This window comes from Dyella flagellata (genome assembly GCF_030160275.1).
GTDB classification, from domain to species: Bacteria; Pseudomonadota; Gammaproteobacteria; order Xanthomonadales; family Rhodanobacteraceae; genus Dyella_B; species Dyella_B flagellata.
In genome coordinates this window covers 296,718-321,842 of sequence record NZ_BSOA01000003.1, presented here as the reverse complement: position 1 = coordinate 321,842, position 25,125 = coordinate 296,718, and the positions used below count along the sequence as shown (strand labels likewise).

21 protein-coding genes and 1 tRNA gene are annotated in these 25,125 nt (G+C 62.5%); all 22 read right to left on the bottom strand.

Features of this window, described 5'->3' with window-relative positions:
• Positions 1–110: 110 nt before the first annotated feature.
• Complete coding sequence (locus QQJ96_RS03030) at positions 111–521, bottom strand: GtrA family protein (RefSeq protein ID WP_284330460.1); 411 nt, start codon at positions 519–521, stop codon at positions 111–113.
• Positions 518–1,537: an S-methyl-5-thioribose-1-phosphate isomerase gene (gene mtnA, locus QQJ96_RS03025; protein WP_284330458.1), complete on the bottom strand. Its 1,020-nt coding sequence runs from the start codon at positions 1,535–1,537 to the stop codon at positions 518–520. Before mtnA ends, QQJ96_RS03030 begins: the two co-directional genes overlap by 4 nt.
• A gap of 98 nt (positions 1,538–1,635) precedes the next feature.
• The gene (gene phaC / locus QQJ96_RS03020; RefSeq protein ID WP_284330457.1) at positions 1,636–2,703 is read right to left on the bottom strand and encodes a class III poly(R)-hydroxyalkanoic acid synthase subunit PhaC; all 1,068 of its coding nucleotides are present in this window, start codon (positions 2,701–2,703) and stop codon (positions 1,636–1,638) included.
• 9 nt (positions 2,704–2,712) lie between these two features.
• On the bottom strand, positions 2,713–3,738 hold the full coding sequence (locus QQJ96_RS03015) for a poly(R)-hydroxyalkanoic acid synthase subunit PhaE (protein ID WP_284330456.1): 1,026 nt from the start codon (positions 3,736–3,738) through the stop codon (positions 2,713–2,715).
• Positions 3,739–3,848: 110 nt separating this feature from the next.
• Entirely contained in the window at positions 3,849–5,954 is a 2,106-nt protein-coding gene (gene pnp / locus QQJ96_RS03010; protein ID WP_284330455.1) for a polyribonucleotide nucleotidyltransferase, read from the bottom strand.
• A gap of 19 nt (positions 5,955–5,973) precedes the next feature.
• Entirely contained in the window at positions 5,974–6,243 is a 270-nt protein-coding gene (rpsO, locus tag QQJ96_RS03005) for a 30S ribosomal protein S15 (RefSeq protein WP_284330454.1), read from the bottom strand.
• A gap of 152 nt (positions 6,244–6,395) precedes the next feature.
• Positions 6,396–7,328, bottom strand: a complete 933-nt coding sequence (gene truB, locus QQJ96_RS03000; protein WP_284330453.1) for a tRNA pseudouridine(55) synthase TruB — start codon at positions 7,326–7,328, stop codon at positions 6,396–6,398.
• A 45-nt stretch (positions 7,329–7,373) separates the two neighbouring features.
• Positions 7,374–7,742, bottom strand: a complete 369-nt coding sequence (rbfA, locus tag QQJ96_RS02995) for a 30S ribosome-binding factor RbfA (RefSeq protein ID WP_284330452.1) — start codon at positions 7,740–7,742, stop codon at positions 7,374–7,376.
• A 128-nt stretch (positions 7,743–7,870) separates the two neighbouring features.
• Complete coding sequence (gene infB, locus QQJ96_RS02990) at positions 7,871–10,675, bottom strand: translation initiation factor IF-2 (protein ID WP_284330451.1); 2,805 nt, start codon at positions 10,673–10,675, stop codon at positions 7,871–7,873.
• Between the two features lie 131 nt (positions 10,676–10,806).
• Entirely contained in the window at positions 10,807–12,312 is a 1,506-nt protein-coding gene (gene nusA, locus QQJ96_RS02985; protein WP_284330450.1) for a transcription termination factor NusA, read from the bottom strand.
• Between the two features lie 57 nt (positions 12,313–12,369).
• Positions 12,370–12,885: a ribosome maturation factor RimP gene (locus QQJ96_RS02980; protein WP_284330758.1), complete on the bottom strand. Its 516-nt coding sequence runs from the start codon at positions 12,883–12,885 to the stop codon at positions 12,370–12,372.
• Positions 12,886–13,254: 369 nt separating this feature from the next.
• A tRNA-Met gene (locus QQJ96_RS02975) sits at positions 13,255–13,331 on the bottom strand.
• An 87-nt stretch (positions 13,332–13,418) separates the two neighbouring features.
• A complete protein-coding gene (gene nuoN, locus QQJ96_RS02970) occupies positions 13,419–14,858 on the bottom strand; it encodes an NADH-quinone oxidoreductase subunit NuoN (RefSeq protein ID WP_284330449.1) in 1,440 nt (479 codons plus the stop codon).
• Positions 14,859–14,870: 12 nt separating this feature from the next.
• On the bottom strand, positions 14,871–16,379 hold the full coding sequence (locus QQJ96_RS02965) for an NADH-quinone oxidoreductase subunit M (protein WP_284330448.1): 1,509 nt from the start codon (positions 16,377–16,379) through the stop codon (positions 14,871–14,873).
• A gap of 15 nt (positions 16,380–16,394) precedes the next feature.
• On the bottom strand, positions 16,395–18,434 hold the full coding sequence (nuoL, locus tag QQJ96_RS02960) for an NADH-quinone oxidoreductase subunit L (RefSeq protein ID WP_284330447.1): 2,040 nt from the start codon (positions 18,432–18,434) through the stop codon (positions 16,395–16,397).
• Between the two features lie 5 nt (positions 18,435–18,439).
• Positions 18,440–18,745 (bottom strand): NADH-quinone oxidoreductase subunit NuoK, encoded by a 306-nt coding sequence (gene nuoK / locus QQJ96_RS02955; RefSeq protein WP_115476769.1) that lies wholly within the window; start codon positions 18,743–18,745, stop codon positions 18,440–18,442.
• Positions 18,742–19,395, bottom strand: coding sequence for an NADH-quinone oxidoreductase subunit J (locus QQJ96_RS02950; RefSeq protein WP_284330445.1), 654 nt, complete (start codon positions 19,393–19,395; stop codon positions 18,742–18,744). Before QQJ96_RS02950 ends, nuoK begins: the two co-directional genes overlap by 4 nt.
• Before the next feature lie 9 nt (positions 19,396–19,404).
• Positions 19,405–19,896, bottom strand: a complete 492-nt coding sequence (gene nuoI / locus QQJ96_RS02945; protein WP_284330444.1) for an NADH-quinone oxidoreductase subunit NuoI — start codon at positions 19,894–19,896, stop codon at positions 19,405–19,407.
• Between the two features lie 9 nt (positions 19,897–19,905).
• Entirely contained in the window at positions 19,906–20,934 is a 1,029-nt protein-coding gene (gene nuoH / locus QQJ96_RS02940) for an NADH-quinone oxidoreductase subunit NuoH (protein ID WP_284330443.1), read from the bottom strand.
• 3 nt (positions 20,935–20,937) lie between these two features.
• Positions 20,938–23,265 (bottom strand): NADH-quinone oxidoreductase subunit NuoG, encoded by a 2,328-nt coding sequence (nuoG, locus tag QQJ96_RS02935; protein ID WP_284330442.1) that lies wholly within the window; start codon positions 23,263–23,265, stop codon positions 20,938–20,940.
• On the bottom strand, positions 23,262–24,584 hold the full coding sequence (gene nuoF, locus QQJ96_RS02930; protein ID WP_284330441.1) for an NADH-quinone oxidoreductase subunit NuoF: 1,323 nt from the start codon (positions 24,582–24,584) through the stop codon (positions 23,262–23,264). Before nuoF ends, nuoG begins: the two co-directional genes overlap by 4 nt.
• A 12-nt stretch (positions 24,585–24,596) precedes the next feature.
• Positions 24,597–25,124 (bottom strand): NADH-quinone oxidoreductase subunit NuoE, encoded by a 528-nt coding sequence (gene nuoE, locus QQJ96_RS02925; RefSeq protein ID WP_284330440.1) that lies wholly within the window; start codon positions 25,122–25,124, stop codon positions 24,597–24,599.
• Position 25,125: the final 1 nt, after the last annotated feature.

Sequence of the window (25,125 nt, the reverse complement as noted above, 5' to 3'; positions counted from 1 at the left end):
GCCCCGAGACAGGCGCGCTGGGCGTTTGTCTGCGAGGGTCAGGCGTTAGCGCGAAATTATACCACAGAGGCTCTTGAACAGGCTGGTTTTTAGCCTTTTCAATCAATAGGTTACGAGCCTGTTTTGGCGCGCCGAAAAAGCAGCACGCGGGCGCTCACGAAATTGACCACGGCGGCGAAAATCGAGCCCACGCCCACGGCGAACGTGGGCCACTTATGCCAGCTCGGAAAAGCCATCAGGCAGGCCGCATAGGCGGCGTAATTCACCACCGCTCCGCCGCCCATCAGGGCCATCCAGTGCAGCCATTCCATGGGCAGTGAACGTCCGCTGCGGCGTGCTGCGAAGGTATGGCTTCGATTCCACCACCAGGTGACCGTGGCGGCTGCCAGAAAGGAGATCACCCGGCCGGTATAAGGATTGAAGTGCGCGAAGGTGACCAGCGCCTGGACGATGCCGGCATCGACCACGAAGCCGATCGCCCCACCGACCGCAAACAGCATCACTTCATGGCGCAGCCTCATGCCGCAAAGACGGCCCGCATTCGTTCGAGCGTAGGCTGCTCGATCACTCCGCGCTCGGTAACGATGGCATCGATCAAGCTGGCCGGCGTGACGTCGAACACCGGATTCCAGGCTTGCGCCCCTTCGACCACAGTGCGGCGCCCCGCCACACTCAACAGTTCGGCGGCATCGCGCAGTTCGATGTCGATGTCATCGCCCGAAGCGGTCGCCATGTCCACCGTGGACGAGGGCGCCACCACCATGAACTTCACGCCATGGTGGCGTGCGGCAATGGCTAGCTGGTAAGTGCCGATCTTGTTCGCGGTATCGCCGTTGGCGGCGATGCGGTCCGCACCCACGATCACCCACTTCACCGCGCCTGATTTCATCAGGTGCGAAGCGGCCGAATCGGCAATCAACTGGGCGGGGATGCCATCGCGCACCAGCTCCCACATGGTGAGCCGAGCCCCCTGCTGCCAGGGACGCGTCTCGCCGGCAAACACCTGGTTGATGTGTCCGGCAGCGACGCCGGCACGGATCACGCCCAGTGCGGTGCCGTAGCCGGAGGTGGCCAGCGCGCCGGCATTGCAATGGGTCATCACGCCGGAACCCGGTGCGATCAACGCCGCACCGAGTTCACCCATCTGGTGGTTGGCGGCGAGATCCTCATCCTGGATGACCTGGGCTTCGCGCTCCAATTGCGCCGTGTCCGCACCGGCGGCGATGCGCGCCTTCATGCGATCGAGCGCCCACATCAGGTTCACCGCCGTGGGACGTGCCGCACGAAGCTCCGCCAGGGCTTGTTCCATCGATGCCGCCTGCTGCGCAGCAAGCACTACGCCCCAGGCCGCCGCAATGCCGATGGCGGGCGCGCCGCGAACGGCCAGATCCTTGATCGCATGGATAACCGCCACGTAATCCCGGCAATCGAGCCACTTTTCCTCGGCCGGCAGCAGGCGCTGATCCAGCAGACGGAGATGATCGCCGCGCCATTGCACGGCGCGGATGGTGTCATGGGCAGAAGCGAGATTGGTCATTGCCGTAGTTTAGCAGCAATGGTTTGAACGGCTTAGACGCACTGAGAATCGGGCATCGCTTGCTGCATGCATGGCAATGCTGGGATTGTCATCCCAGCCTACGTACGCTGGCGCAGCCACTGATGAATCGATGGCGCCACTTCGCGTTGTGCGCGGCCGGAAACGTAAATGCCGATATGCCCGCCCTTGAACGCGATCTCAGTGTAGTCGGTAGTGCCTACATGGCGCTGCAGCGCGCGCGACGCATCCGGCGGCACCAGGTGATCCTGCGTGGCGTAGATGTTGAGCACCGGCTGGGTCACCATACCCAAGTCCACCGGCTGTCTGCCGATTTGCAGGTCACCCTTGATAAGCCGGTTCTGCTGGAAGAAGGCCTTGATGAATTCGCGGAAGGCTTCGCCGGCCTGGTCGGGTGAATCGAAGATCCAACGCTCCATCCGCAGGAAATTCTTCAATTCCACCGGGTTGTCCAGGATCTCGATCATGCTCACGTACTTCTGTTGATTCAGGCGCAACGGCTTGAGCATCAGGTACACCCAGTTCATCAGCTCTGCCGGGACATTGCCCAGCGTATCGACAAACAGATCCACGTCCATGCTCTGCACCCAGTGCGAAAGCATGTTGTCCGGCGTGCAGAAATCCACCGGCGTCACCATCGTGACCAGGTTTTTCACCTTCTCCGGGTGCATGGCGGTGTAGCACAACGAGAACGTACCGCCCTGGCAAATGCCGAGCAGGTTGATCGCATCCAGAGCGTGGCGCTTGCGGATGGCGTCGACGGCACGGTCCAGATAGCCGTTCAGGTAATCGTCCAGGGTGAGCCAGCGATCCGCACCGTCCGGGTAGCCCCAGTCGATGAGGTAGACATCCTCGCCCTGCTCCAGCAGGTTGCGCACCAGCGAGCGGTCTTCCTGCAGGTCGGTCATCCAGACGGTGTTGACCAACGCGTACACGATGAGGATCGGCACGCGTGCGGTGGGCTTGTTGCTGCCTTTCATATGCCAGACGGTGAGCTTGTCTTCGCTATACACCGCTTCACGCGGCGTGTTGGCATAGTCCTGCTCACCGAGGCCGCGCAGGTTCTGCAGGCCAGCCGCCAGCTTGCGCTGGAAAGCGGCGACTTCGTTGAAGGCTTGCTGCGGATCGAAGTGCAAGGGATTTTGCATGCTGGTTCCTTATTTCCGCTTGCCGGCGGCGGAGCGCGTGGCTTTGGTGCGTTGCGAAGGGGTTTTGCCGTTTTCGCCGCTGGCCTGGCGTTCGATCGAACGTACTTTCGCCACCTTGCTTGCTGCCAGCTCCCGTTTCAGCGCGGCGATTTCGCTTTGCAGCGTGTCGACCAGGGAGGTATCGGAGGCTGATTGCCCCTGCTCGCGTGCCTTCAGATCCCGCCGCAACTGCTGCACGCGCTCGCCAAGACTGTTGACTTCGCTGCGCGTGGGAATACCCAGCTCGCGGCACATCTGCTCGGTTTGCTGCTGTTGCAACTTGCGCACCTGCATCTGCGCATTCGTCAGCGCGCCGAACACTTCGCGAAATTCCTGCGAAAGCGCCATTTCGGCGTAAGCCTGCTCCATGGCGTCAACCCACAGGTCGTACAGCGCCTTCAGCGATTGGACCTGCTTTCCGGGCTCGGCGTGCTGAGCCAACAACTCCTGCAACTTGGCGATGCCTTGTGCGTTCACCTGCTGCAATAAACCCTGGTAGCGCGCGTTGACCTGCGCGTAATTCTGCATCGCTGCCTGCAAGGCCTGCTGGTCAAGCTGGAATTCGCGCGTGATACCGAACGCTGCCACCTGACTATTCGGCACACCAGCAGCCATGCCCGCCCGCTGCATGGCTTGCAGCCAGGCCTGCCACTGATGCTCCAGGCCGAAGGCGGAAGCGCTGTCCAGACCGGCCATGGCCTGCGGGAAAGGCTGGTTGAAGGCGGCCAGGAATGCCTGCATGGCGGCCGGTTGCTGCCAAGGAGATGACTGTCCCAACCCAGCCCCCGCCGCCTGCTGCAGCCAGTTGCCATATGCCTTGAGGTTGGCAAGGCTGCGGGTGAGCAAATCGTCCTGCGGCATGGCTGCGTAGCCCAATCCGAAGCCGAGGGGATTGGCTTGCCCCGGCTGCTGTTGCATATAGCGCATCCAGGCATCCCAGGATTGTTGCGCAAAAGCCTGGTAGTCCTTCATAAAATCAGTCGCCTGGTCGGGCATGCCGGCATCCTCGAAGTGAAGCGCGGATCGTATCAAATACCAGATTGCAGAAATGAAAACGCCCGGCTGAAAAGCCGGGCGTCTTGAGGATCAGCTTGTCGCAAAAGCGCTCACACGCTGGCGCCTTCGTCCTCGGCGACCGCCTTCATGGACAGGCGGATACGGCCCTGCTTGTCCACTTCCAGCACTTTCACCTTGACGATATCGCCTTCCTTGAGCTTGTCGGAGACCTTCTCCACGCGCTCGTTGGAAATCTGCGACACGTGCACCAGACCGTCCTTGCCCGGCAGGATCGTCACGAACGCGCCGAAGTCCATCAGCTTGGCGACCTTGCCTTCGTAGATGCGGCCCGGCTCGACGTCCGACACGATCTGGTCGATGCGCTTGCGCGCTTCTTCCGCCGCCATGCGGTTGACCGAGGCGATCACCACGGTGCCGTCGTCGCTGATGTCGATGGTGGTGCCGGTTTCCTCGGTGATGGCGCGGATGGTGGCGCCGCCCTTGCCGATCACTTCGCGGATCTTGTCCGGATGGATCTTGATGGTGAGCAGGCGCGGTGCGTATTCGCTCATCTCCGCGCGCGGCTGGCTGATCACCTTGGCCATTTCGCCCAGGATGTGCAGACGGCCACGCTTGGCCTGTTCCAGCGCCACCTTCATGATTTCTTCGGTGATGCCGTCGATCTTGATGTCCATCTGCAGCGCGGACACGCCTTCGGCGCTACCGGCCACCTTGAAGTCCATGTCGCCGAGGTGGTCTTCGTCGCCCAGGATGTCCGACAGCACGACGAAGTCGCTGCCTTCCTTCACCAGGCCCATGGCGATGCCCGCCACCGGTGCCTTCAGCGGCACGCCGGCATCCATCAGCGCCAGCGAGGAGCCGCATACCGAAGCCATCGAGGACGAACCGTTCGACTCGGTGATTTCAGACACCACGCGCAGCACATACGGGAATTCTTCCAGCGCCGGCTTCACAGCCTGCACACCGCGCTTGGCGAGACGGCCGTGGCCGATCTCACGACGCTTCGGCGCACCGAAACGGCCGGCTTCGCCCACCGAGAACGGCGGGAAGTTGTAATGGAACAGGAAGGGATCCTTCGACTCGCCTTCCGGCGCGTCGATGATCTGCGCATCACGCGCGGTGCCCAAGGTGGCCACGACCAGCGCCTGGGTTTCGCCACGAGTGAACAGCGCCGAGCCATGGGTGCGCGGCAGCACGCCCACGCGCACGGAGATCGGGCGGATGTCGTCCAGCTTGCGGCCGTCGATACGCAGCTTGGTCTTCAGCACGCCGTCGCGCATGGTGCGGTATTCGATTTCGGCGAAAGCATTGCTGATGTCCAGATCGCTCCAGCCGTGCGAAGCGGCGGTTTCGGCGATGCCGGCCTTGATGTCGCTCTTCAGGGCAACGATGGCGTCGCGGCGCTCCAGCTTGTCGCGAATGGCGAAAGCCTTTTCCAGGCGATCGCCGAGGATACCCTGGATGTCATTGAACAGCGCATCGTTACGCGCCGGCGCTTCCCACTGGAACGGCTTGCGGCCGGCTTCGGCCACGAAGGCGTTGATGGCGGTGATCACCGACTGCATCTGCTGGTGGCCGAATACCACGGCGCCCAGCATCACTTCTTCGCTGAGCAACTTGGCTTCCGATTCCACCATCAGCACGGCGTTGGCGGTACCGGCGACAACCAGGTCCAGGTCGGACGTCTTCAGTTCCGTGACCGTGGGGTTGAGCAAGTACTTGCCGTTTGCGTAGCCCACGCGTGCGGCACCGATCGGCCCCTTGAACGGGATACCCGCCAGGGACAACGCCGCCGAAGCGCCGATCATCGAGACGATGTCGCCGTCGATTTCCGGATTGAGCGAGATCACCTGGGCGATGATCTGCACTTCGTTCTTGAATTCTTCCGGGAAGAGCGGGCGGACCGGACGGTCGATCAGACGCGAGGTGAGCGTCTCCTTCTCGGTCGGGCGTCCTTCACGCTTGAAGAAGCCACCGGGAATGCGGCCGGCGGAGTAGAACTTCTCGACGTAGTCGACGGTGAGCGGGAAGAAATCCTGCCCGTCTTTCGCCTTGGCCGCGGCCACTGCGGTGACCAGCACCACGGTGCCGCCCATGCTGACCATGACGGCACCCGAAGCCTGGCGGGCGATTTCGCCCGTCTCCAGTGTGACTTCGTGATTACCGTACTGGAATGACTTGGTTACTTTCGCCACTTTGAATGTCCTCGTCCGATCAGCGACGCAGTCCGAGGCGTTCGATCAGGCTCTGATAGCGAGCCAGATCGCGATCCTTCAGATAGCCGAGCAAGCGCTTGCGCTGGTTGACCAGCTTCAGCAGACCACGACGGGAGTGATGATCTTGCTTATGCGTCTTGAAATGATCGGTAAGATGTTCGATACGGGCGGAAAGCAGGGCAACCTGCACTTCCGTGGAGCCGGTGTCGTTCGGCGCGCGGCCGAAGTCAGCAATGATCTTGCCGGACTGTTCTGCGGTGAGGGACATGATGTCTTCCTTAAAAAAACGGGTGCGGAACTTGCGCAACGTCACCGCCCGATGACGTTGCGCAAGCTCCGACAGGTTGAGTGAAAAGTCTGAATCAAGCGGGTTATTGTACCGAGGGCCGGTGGATTGCAACAAGACCATCACAATGCGCGTTAAGTATTCGCAGGCAGATTGAAACCCCTGAGGATGCGGATCCGCCCCAGTTCGTCGCAATCCACCAGCGCCAACAGGCGTCCGTCGGCGGCAAAAGCAGCCGAACGCTCGCGTGGCTGGCCGTCGGGCCAGTCGATCTGGCGCCCCTGTGAGACGGCCTGGCTGCAGGGTGCATCCAGGGACAGCGTCGGGAGATCGGCCACCCCCGCCGCCAGCGGCAGGACCAGCTGATCCGCCGCTTCATCGCCCTGCTCGGCCGCCTCGCGCAACTCATCCATGGTGACCATCGCCGGGCTGCGGAAGGGCTCCACCCATAAGCGGCGCAGGGCGCTCAAATGGGCGCCACAACCAAGCTTCGCCCCCAGATCCACCGCCAGGCTGCGGACATAGGTGCCTGAACCGCATTCCACGTGCAGCGTAAGCGTCTGTTCTGTGCGGGACACCAGCTCCAGCCGATAGACATCCACTTCCCGCCGCGGCGCCTGCACGTCTTCGCCACGGCGGGCCTTGAGGTAAAGCGGCTCCCCTCCCTGCTTCAGGGCCGAATAGACCGGTGGCACCTGAACGATCCGGCCTCGCAGCGTTACCAGGGCAGCCTCGATCGTGGCCTCGTCCAGCTCCGGAACCGGGCGTCGGTCCACCACCTCGCCCTCCAGGTCAGCCGTGGTGGTGGTGGCGCCCAGGCGACATTCGGCGAGGTAGGCCTTGCGGGAACCGAGCAGGTTGCCGGCAATCTTGGTGGCTTCGCCAAAACACAGCGGCAGCAGGCCGGTGGCCAGAGGATCGAGTGCGCCGGTATGGCCGCCCTTGGCTGCGCGCAGAATGGCCATGGCCACCTGCAGCGCCTTGTTTGAACTCATGCCTAGCGGCTTGTCGAGCAGCAGGATGCCGTGCAGGTCACGGGCACCGGGACGATGGCGGCGGCGGCTCATGGGTGCACAGTATCCATCCCTCTCCCTAAGCGGAGAGAGAAAACTTCAGTCTTCGCCGTCAACCGGCTCTTGCGGGCTCTGGCGCAACAGCTGCTCGATGCGCTCGCCCTTGTCCACCGAGTCGTCGTACTTGAAGCGCAATTCCGGGACGCGGCGCAAGCGCATGCTGCGCGAAAGGGAGCGACGAAATTCGACAGCCAGTTCGTTGAGGGCCTTCACGGCTTCTTTGGACTGCTGCGGCAGCAGCGCAGTCACCCACACCGTCGCCCAATCCAGATCGCGTGTCACTTCCACGTCCGACACGCTGCACGAAGGCAGGCCGTGGTCGCGTACGGCGGCATGCACCAGCGTGCCCAACTCACGACGGAGTTCGGCGCCTACGCGGTCGGTGCGTTTGAAGTCGCGGGATGGCATGTATCGATTGGTCGTTGGTACGGAAGTTGGGGGGCAAACCCCAACGTCGCAATGTTGGGAATACGGTGATGTTGGGGTTTGCCCCCCAACCTACACCCCCTCCGCGGACGGAGAGGGTGTTGTGTGGATTACAGCGTGCGGGGCACTTCGATACGCTCGAAGCACTCGATCTGGTCACCCACCTTCACATCGTTGTACTGCTTCACGGCGATACCGCATTCCATGCCGGAGCGGACTTCGTCCACCAGGTCCTTGAAGCGTCGCAGCGATTCGAGCTCGCCCTGGAAGATCACCGTGTTGTTGCGCAGCACGCGGATCGGCTTACTGCGCTTGACCATGCCTTCCACCACCATGCAGCCGGCGACGGCGCCGAACTTGGAGCTGCGGAACACGTCGCGCACCTGGGCCGTGCCGATGATTTCCTCGCGCACTTCCACGCCAAGCAGACCCGAAGCGGCCTGCTTCACCTGGTCGATCACGTCATAGATGATCGAGAAGTAGCGGACGTCCAGGCCGGCCGTGTCGATCACCTTGCGTGCCGAGGCATCGGCGCGCACGTTGAAGCCGATGATCAAGGCCTTCGAAGCCGCGGCCAGGGTGGCATCGGATTCGGTGATGCCGCCGACGCCGGCCGCGATCACGTTGACCTTCACGTTTTCGTTGCCGATCTGGCTGAGCGAATCGCGCAAGGCCTGCACCGAACCCTGCACATCGGCCTTGACCAGGATGTTGAGCGTCTGCTGCTCGGCCGCCTGGCCCATCTGCGCCATGATGTCTTCCAGGCGGTTGGCCTTGCTGACCATGCGCGTCTCGCGCCGCTTCAGCTGACGCTCCGCCGCCACTTCGCGCGCCAGGCGCTCGTCGGCCACGGCCACAAAATCGTCGCCCGCCTCCGGCACGCCGGACAAGCCGAGCACCTGCACCGGAATCGAAGGACCCGCTTCCTGCACCGTCTTGCCGGTCTCGTCGATCAGCGCGCGCATGCGGCCATATTCGACGCCGCACACCACGAAGTCGCCGCGCTTGAGCGTACCCTGCTGCACCAGCACGGTCGCCACCGGACCGCGGCCGCGATCGAGGCTCGATTCAATCACCACGCCCGAGGCCGGGCCATCCTTGACCGCCGTCAGCTCCATGACTTCGGCCTGCACCGAAATCGCGTCGAGCAGAGCGTCCACGCCCATACCGGTCTTGGCCGACACGGGTACGAACGGCGTGTCGCCACCCCACTCTTCCGGGATTACCTCCAGATTGCCGAGGCCCTGCTTGACGTGGTCCGGATTGGCGTCGGACTTGTCCATCTTGTTGATCGCGACGATCAGCGGCACCTTCGCCGCACGCGCATGCTGGACAGCTTCCTGCGTCTGCGGCATCACGCCGTCATCGGCCGCCACCACCAGCACCACGATGTCGGTGGACTGTGCGCCGCGCGCACGCATCGCGGTAAACGCGGCGTGACCGGGCGTGTCCAGGAAGGTGATCACACCCTTGGGCGTGGTCACGTGATAGGCACCGATGTGCTGGGTAATGCCGCCGGCTTCGCCAGCCGCCACCTTGGTGCGACGGATGTAATCGAGTAGCGAGGTCTTGCCGTGATCGACGTGGCCCATGATGGTGACCACCGGCGGACGCGACTCGCGCTCGCCTTCCAGCTCGACGCTCTGGGTGTGCGCGGCGAGCGCGGCTTCGGCGCCCTGCTCGCTCGCTTCCACCGCCTTGTGACCGAGTTCTTCCACCACCAACATGGCGGTGTCGCGGTCGATGGTCTGGTTGATGGTGGCCATCACGCCCATCTTGAACAGCGCCTTGACCACTTCCGAACCCTTGACCGCCATCTTCTGCGCGAGCTCGGCGACCACGTTGGCATCGCCCACCACCACTTCACGCACCACCGGCGCCGTAGGCTTGGAGAAGCCATGCGCGCCGCCAGCCGATGCCACGTTGCCGCCACGCGTGGTCTCGCGCACGGGCGCTCTGCCACCCTTGCCGCGCTTGGAACGGCGCGCACGGTCGGCATCGGAAAGATGCAGTTCGCCGGAGGCGAAGCGCTTGCCGCCCGCCACCTCGTCACGCTCGCGGAAGCCGCCAGCGCCGTGCTTCACCTTGCCACGATCCGCGCCGCTGCTCGGCGCAGGGGCCGGCGCAGGTGCGGGAGCCGGTGCAGGCGCTGCCACTACAGGTTTCTTCTCACGCTTACGCGGCTCATGAATGCGCGGCAGGATCATGCCCAGCGAGCTGGGATCGATGCGCTGCACGGCCGGGGATTCGGCCACTTTTTCTTCCTCGGGTTCAACCACCGGTGCGGGAACGTGTACCGGTTCGGGTTTTTCTTCGACAGGTTCGGCTTGTTGCTGCGCCTGCTGAGCGGCCTGTGCCTCGGCGGCGGCCTGCTGCTCGGCAGCTTCCTGGCGCGCGCGCTCGGCAGTCTCGGCCTCACGGCGTGCCGCTTCCTCTTCGGCGCGCTGCAGCGCCTCTTCCTGGCGCCGACGCTCGATCTCGGCGCGCTCGTGTTCTTCGTGTTCGCGCTGCTGCTGCGATTCCTGCAGCCGGCGCAAGGCTTCCTCGCGCTCGGGCTCCGCACTCGCTTCTTCGGCGATCACGCTGCGCTTGACGTAGGTACGCTTGGCGCGCACTTCCACGTTCACCGTCTTGGCGCTGGACACGCCGCGGCCGCCAGGCGTGGATACTTTCAGCTCGCTGATCTTGCGGCGCTTCAAGGTGATCTGCCGCGGCGAGGAATCTTCCACTTCCGCAGCCACGTCCGCCTTGCCATGCGTGCGGCGCAGAAAGCCCAGCAGTTTCACCTTCTCGGTGCTGCTGATGACCTGCTCCGGGTTCTCGAACTTCATGCCGGCCTCGCCGAGCTGCGTCAGCAGCCGGTCGACGGGCATGCCCAGAACCTGGGCCAGTTGTTTGATTGTGACGTCCGACATCGTGATTCTTTCTCCGCCGTTCCCGCGCTTATCGTCCGTGCAAAAAAGGTTCTTGCACGGCCACCGCCATCCCTGGTGGAGACCTAGTATAGGTCCCCCGGCGCGCCCATCCGGGACGCGGCCGCTCGCGGTTAGCCGCCCTTCTCCAGCCGCGCAATCATCGGCGCACGCGCCGCCATGATGAGTGCCGCAGCACGCTCTTCGTCCATGCCTTCGATGTCGATCAGGTCATCGACCGCGAGGTCGGCCAGATCGTCCAGCGTGACGACACCGCGCTCAGCCAGCGCATACGCCGTCGCTTCGTCCATGCCTTCCAGCTCCAGCAATTCCTGCGAAGGCTGGTGTTCGTCCAGGTTTTCCTCCACCGCCAGCGCCTCGGTCAGCAGCGAGTCGCGGGCGCGGGCACGCAGTTCTTCGACGATGTCCTCGTCGAAGCCTTCGATGGCCAACAGCTCCGCGCTCGGCACGTAGGCGATTTCCTCGACGCTGGAGAAGCCTTCCTGCACCAGGATGTTGGCGATCTCCTGGTCCACTTCCAGCTTGTCCATGAACAGCTGGCGGGCGGACTCCTGCTCGGCCTCGCTCTTGGCGGCGACCTGGTCCTGGGTCATCACGTTGAGCTGCCAGCCGGTGAGCTTGCTGGCCAGGCGCACGTTCTGGCCGCCGCGGCCGATGGCCTGGGAAAGCTTCTCCTCGGCCACCGCGATGTCCATGGAGTGCTTGTCTTCATCCATGATGATCGACTGCACCTCGGCCGGCGCCATCGCGTTGATCACGTACTGGGCCTGGTTCTCGTGCCACAGGATGATGTCCACGCGCTCGCCGTTGAGCTCGTTCGACACCGCCTGTACGCGCGAACCACGCATGCCGATGCAGGCGCCGATCGGATCGGTGCGGTTGTCGTGCGCCACCACTGCGATCTTGGCGCGGTCGCCGGGATCACGGGCGCAGCCCTTGATCTCGACCAGGCCCTGGCCGACTTCGGGTACCTCGAGCTTGAACAGCTCGATCATGAATTCGGGTGCGGCGCGCGAGACGAACAGCTGCGGACCACGCGCTTCGGACTTCACCTCGAACAAGTAACCGCGCACGCGGTCGCCGACTCGGTGCGATTCGCGCGGAATGGTCTTGTCGCGCGGAATGAACGCTTCGGCATTGCCACCGAGATCAAGATAGACGTTGCCGCGCTCGACGCGCTTGACGATACCGGTGACCAGCTCGCCCACGCGATCCTTGAACGCGTCCACCACCTGCTGGCGCTCGGCCTCGCGTACGCGCTGCACGATCACCTGCTTGGCCGCCTGAGCCGCAATGCGGCCGAATTCGGCGTTTTCGATCTGTTGCTCGATGAATTCGCCCACCTGCGCGCCAGGGCGTTCATCCTCGGCGTCCATCAGGCGCAATTGGTGGAACGGCGACTCCATCTCGCCATCGTCGGCGATTACTTCCCAACGACGGAAGGTTTCGTAGTCGCCCGAGTTACGGTCGATGGTGACGCGGATATCCGGGTCTTCCTCCGGATAGCGCTTTTTCGCAGCCGACGCCAACGCGGCTTCCATCGCCTGGAAGATCACGTCTCGCGACACGCCTTTTTCGTTGGCAACCGCATCAACGACCAGCAAAAGTTCTTTGCTCATTGCAACCACTCCGTGAACGCTGCTCCAGCGTTCGTTTCACCGATTGACCTTAAATTTCTACCCTTTTTTCTTGCCCGGCTTGCGACCGCCGGGTTTGGGCTGCGGCACGTAACCGAGCGCTGCCCAGTCCGGCACGATGCGCGCACTTTCCACCGCATCGTGCTCGAACTGAAATACCTTTCCTTCAGCTTCCAGACTGATCTGCTCGCCTTCCACCGAAACGACCTTGCCGCGCAGGCGGCGGCGCCCTTCCAGCGGCGCTTTCAACAACACCTTCGCTTCCTGCCCAACCACCTTGGCGAACTGCCCGGCGCTAAACAGCGGCCGATCGATACCTGGCGAGGACACTTCCAGCAGGTAATGACCGGGAATGGGATCTTCCACGTCCAGCAGAGCGGAGAGCTCGCGGCTGGCCGTCTCGCAATCGTCGAGGCTGACCTCGCGCCCCTCGGCGTCGATATACACGCGCAGCGTACTCTGCCCCTGCGAAGGGCTGAATTCCACACCGATGCACTCCAGCTGGAGATCCGCCAAAACCTCGGTGAAGCGTTGTGCTAGCGCCTGTGTGTCCACTCGCTCGATACCGTTACCGGAAACAAAAAATGGGCTCGAACGGCCCATTCCCTTACCTTGCCGATGTTCCGCTCCACCAGAACCCTTCCGCGCGCCCGAAGCCGGTGATTATCGCCCGGCAAGGCACATCCGCATCCTTGCGCCCAACAAAAAAGCCTCGCGAGGAGGCTTTCTTGTCCAAGAAAGATCTGGTCGCCTGCCGATTCGCGCCTGTCCGAGGACGTTGATACGCGCTTCTGACCGCTACAGAGTTCAGAAAGTATACGCAACCGGACGGTACGGCGCAATGATTTATGCTCCAGGAGCCAGCGATGCGCGCATAAAAAAACCGGCAACCCTGATGGGATTGCCGGTTTTCCATCCAATGCATGGTAGCGGGGGTAGGATTCGAACCTACGACCTTCGGGTTATGAGCCCGACGAGCTGCCAGACTGCTCCACCCCGCATCAGAGTTCGAGAATGTTAGCGACTTGGCCGAATTCTTGCAAGACCATGACCGCTTTTTTTTCTCGTCTGCGTGCAGAATTTTTTTCTTAGCCCACAAACGCCTGCTTGCACCAGTTCAGCAGCGGGCCCCAGTAAAGCCCGAGTCCAAGCAGCACCAACGCATTCAAGGACAGCACCAGACGCAGGGTGAAATCCGATTGCAGGCGGACTTCGGTGCCGGCCTCCGGCTTGTCGAAGTACATCACCTTCACCACGCGCAGGTAGTAGTACAGGCCGATGATGGCAAACACAGCGCCGACGATCGCCAGCCACAACATGCCGGCATGGATCGCAGCCTGCAGCACGAGCAGCTTGGCGTAGAAGCCGAACATCGGCGGCACGCCGGCCAGCGAGAACAGCGCGAGCATCATCAGAAACGCCATCCACGGCGCACGCTGGTTGAGGCCCTTGAAGTCGTCGATGTTGTCGCATTCGAAACCGGCGCGGCTGAGCGCCAGGATCACGCCGAAGGCCGCGGTGGACATCAGCGCATAGCTCACCGCATAGAACATCGCCGCGGAATAGCCTTCCGGGCCCGCATTGACCAGGCCCAGCAGCAGGTAACCCATGTGCGAGATGGTCGAGTAGGCGAGCAGGCGCTTGAGGTTGCTCTGCACGATGGCCACGATGTTGCCGATGGCTAGCGACGCGACAGCAAGCGCAGCCAGCATGATCTGCCAATGCTGCGCGAAATCGCCCATGCCGGTGGCCAGCAGGCGGAACGCCATGCCGAACGCAGCCAGTTTGGAAGCCGAACCGATGAAGGTCGTCACCGCCGTGGGCGAACCTTCATAGACATCGGGGATCCACATGTGGAACGGCGCCACGCCCAGCTTGAACGCCACGCCGATGACCATGAACACCAGGCCGAACACCAGCAAATGCGGCATCGCGCTATGCGGAATCGCCTCGTGCAGCTGGGCCAGGCCCAGCGCACCCGTGGCGCCATAGACCATCGACATGCCGTACAGCAACATGCCCGACGACAGCGCACCCAGCACGAAATACTTGATTGCGGCTTCGGAGGACAAGCTGGAATCGCGGTTCAGCGCAACCAGGGCGTACGAAGACAACGTCAGCAGTTCCAGCCCCAGGTAGATCATCACCAGGTTGCCGGCCGAAACCAGCAGCATCACGCCGATCACCGCAAACAGCATCAGCGTGTAGAACTCGCCCACGAACAGCTTGCGGTCGACCATGTAGGGGCGGCCGTAGATGAACACCAGGATGGTCGACAGGATCGCGAACAGCTTGAGTACCGCGCCCAGGCCATCGCGGATGAACATGCCATTGAACGCCGTGACGGCGCCCTCCGGCTGATAGCGCAGCACCAGGTAGCCTGTGACCACCAGCACGCCGATGGAAAGCCAGTGCAGGTACACGCGTTCGGCGGGCTTCATGAAGGCATCGGCCAGCAGGAGAATGCACGCCGCTGTCACCAGAAAGAATTCCGGCAACATGATGAGAATGTCGTTGATATTCGGCATGGTCGTTCTCGATCAGACCTTGTGATTGGCGAGCACTTGCACGAGCTGGTTCACCGAGCTGTCCATCAGGTGGGTCAACGGTGCCGGCCAGACGCCCAGCACCAGCACCGCGGCGGCGAACGCGCCCAGCACGAACCACTCGCGGCCGTTGATGTCCTTCATTTCCGCCACGTGCGGATTGGTGACTTCACCCCACAGCACGCGCTTGACCAGGTACAGCGTGTAGGCGGCGCCGATGATCAGGGTGAAGGCAGCGACGAACGCGATCCATGGATTGGCGCTGAAGCTGGACAGGATCACCATGAATTCGCCGACGAAGCCGCTGGTGCCCGGAAGACCGCAATTGGCCATGGCGAACAGCACGTAGAAAAAGCCGAACCAGGGCATCACGTTGATCACGCCGCCGTAATCCTTGATCAGGCGCGTGTGCAAACGGTCATACATCACGCCGATGCACGAGAACATCGCGCCCGAGACGAAGCCGTGCGAAATCATCTGCACCATCGCACCCTGCAGGCCCAGACGCGCGGCATCGGTGTTGCCCTGGTCGCGCACCAGCATGAAGGCGATGAAGACGCCCAGCGTTACGAAGCCCATGTGCGCCACGGACGAGTACGCCACCAGCTTCTTCATGTCTTCCTGCACCAGCGCCACGTAGCCGATGTAGACCACGGCGATCAGGCTGAGCAGGATCACCACCCAGGCAAACTGATGCGATGCATCCGGCACGATCGGCAGGCTGAAACGCAGGAAGCCGTATCCGCCGATCTTCAGCATCACCGCCGCCAGCACCACCGAGCCACCGGTCGGGGCTTCCACGTGCGCATCCGGCAACCAGGTATGCACCGGCACCATCGGCACCTTCACCGCGAAGGCGATCAGGAAGGCAAAAAACAGCCAGCTCTGCTCGGTCAGCGACAGCGGCAAAGTCGACAGCGTATGCAGGTCCCACGACCCGGCCTTCAGGTACAGGTAGATCAGGCCGATCAGCATGAAGATCGAGCCGAAGAACGTGTAGATGAAGAACTTCAAGGTGGCGTAGACGCGGCGCGGACCACCCCAGATACCGATCAGGATGAACATCGGGATCAGCATCGCCTCGAAGAACGCATAGAACAGCAAGGCGTCGGTGGCGCAGAACACGCCGATCATCAGGCCTTCGAGCACCAGCATGGCGGCCATGTACTGGTGCGGCTTGTCCTGGATCACCTCCCAGGCACCGACGATCACCAGGATGCCCACGAAAGTGGTCAGCAGGATCAGCGCCACGGAAATACCGTCGACACCGAGGCTGTAATGGACGTTGAGCGCATCGATCCACAGATGGCTTTCGACCAGCTGCATACCGGCCACATCCGGGTTGTACTGCGGAATGAGGAACAGGCTGATGGCGAAGGTGAGGATGGCCATCAGCAGGGCGATCCAGCGCGCCGCATTGGGACGGCCGGAGCCGGCCAGCAACACAGGCACCGCGCCAACGATGGGCAGCCAGATCAAGAGGCTGAGCAAGTGATTGAACATGGAGCTCGATTCCCTTTAGTGCCCGACCAGCCAATACCCGCCCAGGAGCAGGATCAGACCGAGGATCATCGCAAACGCGTAGTGATACAGATAACCGGATTGCAAGCGGCGCACGCCGGCGGCGATGCGCTGAATCATGCTGGCCGAACCGTCGATCAGCACGCCGTCGATTACGGCAGCGTCACCGCCCTTCCAGAACATACGGCCCAGCGCGATGCCGCCGCGCGCGAACACGATGTAGTAGACCGCATCGAACCAGTACTTGTGCTGCAGTACGTGGTACACCGGCTGGAAGGCACGACGCACACGATCGGCGACGGAAGGATTGAACAGATAGATGTAGGTGGTGATTAGGAACGCCAGCACTACCAGGCCGAACGGCAGGGTGGCGAATCCAGACAGCATCTTGTGGAACGCATCGTGGAATTCATGCCCCACTTCGCCAAGCACGTCGTTAGCTTCGTTCACTTTGATCGCACTGCCGAACCAGCCGCCAAACAACATCGGCTTGGCGGTAAAGAATCCCACCAACAGTGAAGGAATGGCCAGCAGGATCAGCGGCAAGGTAACCACCCACGGCGACTCCTTAGGCGCCTCATGCATGATGCCCGCTTCGTGATGACCGTGATCGTCACGGTGATCGACGTGGTGGCCGTGGCCATGATGGTCGTCGTGCACGATGGTGAAGCGTTCCTTGCCATGGAACGTCAGATACATCTGGCGGAAGGTATAGGTCGCCGTCACGAAGGCGCCCGCGACCACGCAGAAGTAGGCGTAATGCGCACCCCAGCGATGCGACTCACCCACAGCTTCGATGATCGTGTCCTTCGAGAAGAAGCCAGCGGTACCCGGGAACGCCACCAACGCCAGCGAACCGATCCACATGGTGATCCAGGTGATCGGCATGTACTTGCGCAGGCCGCCCATGTAGCGCATGTCCTGCTCGTGGTGCATGGCGATGATCACCGAGCCCGCGCCGAGGAACAGCAGCGCCTTGAAGAAGGCATGCGTCATCAGGTGGAACACTGCGCCGGCATAGGCGGACACACCCAGCGCGACCGTCATGTAACCCAGCTGCGACAGCGTCGAGTACGCCACCACGCGCTTGATGTCGTTCTGCACGATGCCGATCAGGCCGGTGAACAGCGCACCGGTGGCGCCGATCACCAGCACCACGCTGAGCGCGGTTTCCGACAGTTCGTACAGCGGCGACATGCGCGCCACCATGAAGATGCCGGCGGTCACCATCGTCGCGGCGTGGATCAGCGCGGAAATCGGGGTCGGGCCTTCCATCGAATCGGGCAGCCACACGTGCAACGGCACCTGTGCCGACTTGCCCATGGCGCCGACGAACAGCAGGATGCAGATCACCGTGGCCGCATCCCAGTGGGTGTTCTGGGTAAGTGCCAACGTCTTGCCCACCAGGGACGGTGCGGTGGCGAAGGCAGTGGCGTAATCCAGCGTACCCAGGAAATACAGGACCGCGGCAATACCCAGCAGGAAGCCGAAGTCGCCCACGCGGTTGACCAGGAACGCCTTGAGGTTGGCGAAGATCGCGGTGGGGCGCTTGAACCAGAAGCCGATCAGCAGATACGACACCAGGCCCACCGCTTCCCAGCCGAAGAACAGCTGCAGGAAGTTGTTGCTCATTACGAGCATCAACATCGAGAAGGTGAACAGCGAGATGTAGCTGAAGAAGCGCTGATAACCGTCGTCTTCCGCCATGTAGCCGATGGTGTACACGTGCACCAACAACGACACGAAGGTGACCACCACCATCATCATGGCAGTGAGACGATCGATCAGGAAACCCACGCTGGCGGTGTATTTGCCGATCTCGAACCAGGTATAGATATTGTGGTTGTAGACCGGCGCACCGCCCGCGGTGATCTGGTACAGCACGTAGAACGACAGGCCGCAGGAGATCAGCAGGCCGAGGATCGTCACGCTGTGCGCACCGGCCCGGCCGATCTGCTTGCCGAAGAAGCCGGCCAGCAGGCAGCCAACCAGGGGCGCCAGCGCAATGGTCAACAGGATGGAGGAGGAAAGTTCCATGATGCTCAGCCCTTCATGCTGTCGATTTCGGCGACGTTGACCGTGCTGCGGTTACGGAACAGCAGGACCAGGATCGCCAGGCCGATGGCGGATTCCGCCGCAGCCACTGTGAGGATGAAGAACACGAAGACCTGTCCCGCCACGTCATGATTGAAACGCGAGAAGGCCACGAAGTTGATGTTGACGGCGAGCAACATCAGCTCGATCGCCATCAGCAGCACGATCACGTTCTTGCGGTTGATGAATAGGCCCGCCACCGAGATGCAGAACAGGATCGCGCCCAGCACGATGTAATGCGAAAGCGTAATCATGGCTTGGACTCCTGGGCCGGTGCGCTCTGGCTTTCGGCCGGACGCTCCGCCGCCATCTTGATGATGCGCACGCGATCGCGCGCCTTCACGGCCACCTGCTCGCTGGGATGCTGCTTGCGCGCACCGGTACGCTGACGCAAGGTCAGTGCGACGGCGGCGATCACGCCCACGGTAAGGATCAGCGCGGCGATTTCGAACGGCAGCAGGTACTGTGTATACAGCGCCATACCCAGCCACTCGGTGTTGGACATGCCCGCAGCGGTGGCCGGGTTCTCGCCCATGGTCTGCGCATGCATCACGCGCACGCCGATCAGGCCGAGCATTTCCACCAGCATCACCACGGCCACGATCAGGCCGACGGGCAGGAACTTCACGAAGCCCTCGCGGATCTTTTCCTGGTCGATGTCGAGCATCATCACCACGAACAGGAACAGCACCATCACGGCACCGACGTAGACCACGATCAGGGCGATGGCGAGGAACTCCGCTTCGGCCAGCATCCAGATGCAGGCTGTGCTGAAGAACGTGAGCACCAGCGCCAGTACGGCCTGCACCGAGTTGCGCAGCGTGATCACCGAGAGCGCCGCCACCACGGTAACCGTGGCGAAGGCATAGAAACAGACGAGTTGGAACAAGGACGGATCAATCATGGTATGTCCTTAGCGGTAAGCCGCGTCCTGGGCACGGGCCGCCGCGATCTCCGCCTCGAAGCGGTCGCCAATGGCCAGCAGTTGCGGCTTGGTCACCACGTTCTCGCCGCGATGCTCGAAGTGGTACTCGTGGATGTGTGTTTCGACGATCGAGTCCACCGGGCAGCTTTCTTCGCAGAAGCCGCAGTAGATGCACTTGAACAGGTCGATGTCATAGCGCGTCGTGCGGCGCTGGCCGTCGCCGGCACGCGGCGCCGAATCGATGGTGATCGCCAGCGCCGGGCACACCGCTTCGCACAGTTTGCACGCGATGCAGCGTTCCTCGCCGTTGGCATAACGACGCAGCGCATGCAGACCGCGAAAGCGGTTGGATTTGGGAATGTGCTCCATCGGATAGCGCATCGTGTACTTCGGCAGGAACATGTACCGAAGCGTGAGCGCCATGCCTTTGAACAGCTCGATGAGCAGCAGGCTCTTGAAATAGTTGGTAACGCGGGACATGTTTTTTCCTTAGCCTCCCGTGCCGACGTGAACCCAGCCGTAGTACTTCATGCAGCCGGCCACCAGCACCCAGACGATGCCGATGGGGATGAACACCTTCCAGCCCAGGCGCATGATCTGGTCGTAGCGATAGCGCGGGAAGGTGGCACGGAACCACAGGAACAGGGTGGCAAACACGAAGACCTTGATGACTAGCCACAACGGGCTGGCTTGGCCAAGCACTGGCACACTGGCCGGGAAAAAGCTCAGCCAGCCACCGCAGAACAGAATCGCGGCCAGGAAGCTGACCAGGATCATGTTGGCGTATTCGGCCAGGAAGAACAGCGCGAATGCCGAGCCCGAATATTCCACGTGGAAGCCAGCCACGATTTCCGACTCGCCTTCGGCCACGTCGAACGGCGCGCGGTTGGTTTCGGCTACGCCGGAAATGAAGTAGACGATGAACACCGGCAGCAGCGGCCACATGAACCAGTCGAAGATGCCCTTGTTGCCGGCCTGCGCATGCACGATGTCCGTGAGGTTCAGGCTGCCCGCCAGCACCAGCACACACACCAGGCACAGGCCCATGGCCAGCTCGTACGAGATCACCTGCGCTGCTGAACGCATCGCGCCAAGCAATGCGTAGCGCGAGTTTGAGGACCAGCCGGCGAGAATGATGCCGTACACGCCCAGCGACGTCATGGCCAGCAGATACAACAAACCGGCGTTCGCGTTTGACAGCACCACCTTGTCACTGAACGGGATCACCGCCCAGGCGGCCAGGGCCGGCACCAGGCCGATCAGCGGTGCGAGGTAGTACAGCGCCTTGTTCGCATTGGTGGGAAGAATCACTTCCTTCAACAGCAGCTTCACCACGTCGGCGAAGGCCTGCAGCAAACCGAACGGGCCTACCTTGTTGGGTCCCATGCGGACGTGCATCCAGCCGATGACCTTGCGTTCCCACCACACGTACAACGCCACAGCGATGACCAGCGGCAATACGACCGCAATCGTGTACAGAAGCGGTAGCAGGAGCTGATGGATAAGTTGATCGCCCATGGGTTACGCCTTGCTCAAGGTGATGGCTGCACCGTACGGCGGCAGCGTCGCAGTCTGATCGTGGGCGGCATCGATCCACACGCCACCATCGGGCAACGTGGCGTCAATGACCAGCGGCAGGACAGCATTCGCGAGCTTGACCTTGTCGCCCTCGCCCAATCCCTGACGCTGCGCCTCGTTCGCGTTCAAGCGCACGGCCGGCGCACGGTTGAGCGGATGTGCTTGCAACGAATTCGCACGGCGAACCACGGCGTCGCTACGGTAGATCGGCCAGGTGGCGAGACGGCTCAGGCCCTGCACCGGCTTGCGCTCGCTCAGGCCGTGCGTAGCGGATGCCTTGTGTTCGGCCATGCCCTCACGCAAGCCGGCGATGTCGTCGAACTCGAAGCCGGCAAGCTTCATCAGGCCGCCGAGCGCACGCAACACTTTCCAGCCCGCCCTAGCCTCCGCGGGTGCCTTGGCACCGGCTTCCACTCGCTGCAGGAGACCGTCGACGTTCACCAGGGTGCCGGCGATTTCCGGCAACAGACCGATCGGCAGGATCACGTCTGCCACGTCGCGCAACGCCGCATTGGCGAAGGCGCTGAACGCAACGATGTGTTGCGCGCCGTTCATGGCATTGGCGACCGCCGCACCGTCGGCGAAATCGTGCGGGAATTCCAGGCCGTATAGCAGATAGGCCTTGCGCGGTTGCGCCAGCATGGCCTGCGCGTTCAAGCCACCATTGCCCGGCAGTACGCCGGACTTGGCGAGGCCCACGGCATTGGCGCCGACCGGCAGCTCATTGTAGGCCGCACCAGTCGCTTCAGCGATGAAGCGAGCAACGGCGCGCAGCCACGAAGCTTGTGGATGCGTGACGGCCGCTTCACCGAGAATGACCACGGCGTGGCCGGACTTCAGCGACGCGATGGCCTCGCGTGCCTTGTCGGTCATCTGCAGCGGCGCGAGCGACTCGTTGGAAATAAAGCCCGGCTGTGCCGCGCCGGCCTCGATCGCCGCCTTGGCCAGTACCAGCAGGGAATCAACCAGGTAGTGCGGCGGCACCACCGCTTCGCCGGCCAGGTTGTAGTTGAAGTTGAATTCCGCCGGATTGACGGCATAGACCTTGGCGCCCTTCTTCACCGCCTGATGGATGCGGTGGTTGAACAGCGGCATTTCGTGACGCAGGTCGGAACCGACCAGCAGCGCCGCCTTGACCTTGTCCACATCCGCAACCGGCATGGCGAAAGTCTGCGCCACCGCGTTGTCGGCAAAGTCGAGCTGACGCAGGCGATGATCGATGTGGGCACTGCCCAGGCCGCGCGCCAGGCGCACCAGCAGATCGCCTTCTTCGCTGCTTGTAGCCGGATGCACCAGCACGCCAAGTTCGCTGCCCGGCACGCTCTTCAGCGCTTCGGCGGCAACCGCCAGCGCGTCGTCCCAGGTGGTCTTCTGCCACTGGCCGTTACGCTTCACTTCCGGCGCATGCACGCGATCGGCCGCATACAGGCCTTCATAGCTGTAGCGATCGCGGTCGGACAGCCAGCACTCGTTGATGGCTTCGTTATCGCGCGGCACGGTACGCAGCACTTCACCGCGGCGCGTGTGCAGCCACAGGTTGGAACCGAGTGCGTCGTGATAAGCCACCGACGGCTTGGCGATCAGTTCCCAGGCGCGCGCCTTGAACTGGAACGGCTTGTTGGTGAGCGCGCCGACCGGGCATACGTCGATGACGTTGCCGGACAGCTCGGTTTCCAGCGCCTTGCCGATGTAGGTGCCGATCTGCAGGTTCTCGCCACGGCTCATGCCGCCGAGTTCATACGTGCCGGCGATTTCGCTGGTGAAGCGCACGCAACGGGTGCACTGGATGCAGCGGGTCATTTCGGTGGCGACCAGCGAACCGAGGTTCTCGTCGGCGATGGTGCGCTTGCGTTCGGTGAAGCGCGACACGCTGCGGCCATAACCGAGCGCGACGTCCTGCAGCTCGCACTCGCCGCCCTGATCGCAGATCGGGCAGTCGAGCGGGTGGTTGATCAGCAGGAATTCCATCACGTCGCGCTGGAACTTCAGCGCCTTCTCCGAACGCGTGACGACCTTCATGCCCTCGGCCACCGGCGTGGCGCAGGCCGGCTGCGGCTTGGGCATCATGCGGCCGCCCATTTCCACGTCCACCAGGCACATGCGGCAATTGGCGGCGATCGGCAGCTTGCGGTGATAGCAGAAACGCGGGATGGCGATGCCGATGTTGTCGGCCGCCTCGATGATCATGGCGCCTTTGCGGATCTGCGTAGGCTTGCCATCGATCTCGATGTTCACCAGATCCGGCGCGGTATTGGCTGGCTGCGCACTCATGCAGCAACTCCACGGGTTTCGGCGAGACGGTCCTCGGTCATCGAGCGGCCGTTCTGCACGTAGTATTCGAATTCATGCCAGAACTTGGCGAGGAAGCCTTGCACCGGCCACGCCGCGGCTTCGCCGAAGGCGCAAATAGTATGGCCCTCGATCTGGCCCGCGATGGCCTTCAGGCGATGCAGGTCGTCCAGCGTGCCCTTGCCTTCCACGATGCGGGTCAGCACGCGGTGCATCCAGCCGGTGCCTTCGCGGCACGGTGTGCACTGGCCACAGGATTCGGCGTGATAGAACTGCGAGATGCGATGGCAGGCCTTCACCATGCAGGTGGTTTCGTCCATCACGATCACCGCGCCCGAGCCCAGGCCCGAACCGGCCTTCTGCAGGCAGTCGTAGTCCATGGTGGCGGCCATCATTTCCTCGGCGTTGAGCACCTTCATCGAGGAGCCGCCGGGAATCACCGCCTTGAGCTTGTTGCCGTTGCGCACACCACCGGCCATTTCGAGCAGGTCCTTGAACGAGGTGCCAAGGCGGATCTCGAAATTGCCCGGATTGTTGACGTGGCCGGACACCGAGAAAATCTTCGGACCGCCGTTGTTCGGCTTGCCCAGGTTCAAGAACCAGTCGGCGCCATTGCGCAGGATTGCCGGCACCGAAGCATAGGTTTCGGTGTTGTTGATCGTGGTGGGCTTGCCATACAGGCCGAAGTTGGCCGGGAACGGCGGCTTGAAGCGCGGTTGGCCCTTCTTGCCTTCCAGCGATTCCATCAGCGCGGTTTCTTCGCCGCAGATGTAGGCGCCGGCGCCAAGTGCGCCGTAGATGTCCACGTCGATACCGCTGCCCTGGATGTTCTTGCCGAGCAGGCCGGCTGCATAAGCTTCCTTCAGCGCCTCTTCGAAATGCTCGAAAGGTTCGTGATGGAATTCGCCACGCAAGTAGTTGTAAGCAACCGTCGAGCCGGTCGCGTAGCACGCGATCGCCAGGCCTTCGATCACCGAATGCGGGTTATAGCGCAGGATGTCGCGGTCCTTCGCGGTACCGGGCTCCGATTCGTCGGAATTGCAGAGGATGTACTTCTGCATGTTGCCCTTGGGCATGAAGGACCACTTCAGGCCGGTCGGGAAGCCTGCGCCGCCGCGGCCGCGCAGATTGCTGTTCTTGACGATCTCCACGATCGAAGCGGGGTCGGGCTTCTCGGCGAGGATCTTCCTCCACGCCTTGTAGCCATCCACCTGCTCATAGCTGTCCATCGCCCACGGCTTGTCGAAATGCAGCGTGGTGTAGACGACCTGGTGTTCCTGGGGTGCGGGTCCGACTGCCATAGTGCCCTGCCCTTACTTCAAGCCATCGAGGATCTCGTCGACTTTTTCAGTCGTGAGACGCTCGTGGTAATGGCCATTGACCGTCATCGCCGGCGCATACACGCAGGCAGCGATGCACTCTTCTTCTTGCTTCAGATACACGCGGCCATCGGCCGTGCTTTCGCCCGCCTTGATGCCGAGCTTTTTCTCGCAATGGCGCAGCAGGTCTTCACCGCCGTTGAGCCAGCACGAGATGTTGGTGCAGATGGCGACGTTGTTGCGCCCGACCGGCTTGGTTTCCAGCATCGAGTAGAAGCTCGAAACCTCGTAGGCCCAGACGGCAGGCACGTCGATGTACTTGGCGACCGCCGTGATCAGCTCATCGGTGAGATAGCCGTGGTTCTGTTCCTGTGCGGCGAACAGCGCCTGGATCAGCGCGGAGCGCTTGCGATCCGGCGGGAATTTGCCCAGCCAGTGATCGATGTGATGGCGCGTGTGCTCGTTGAGCACGACGAGCGGATCGACGTGCTTGACCTGCTCGTAATTTCCAGTGGCTTTCATG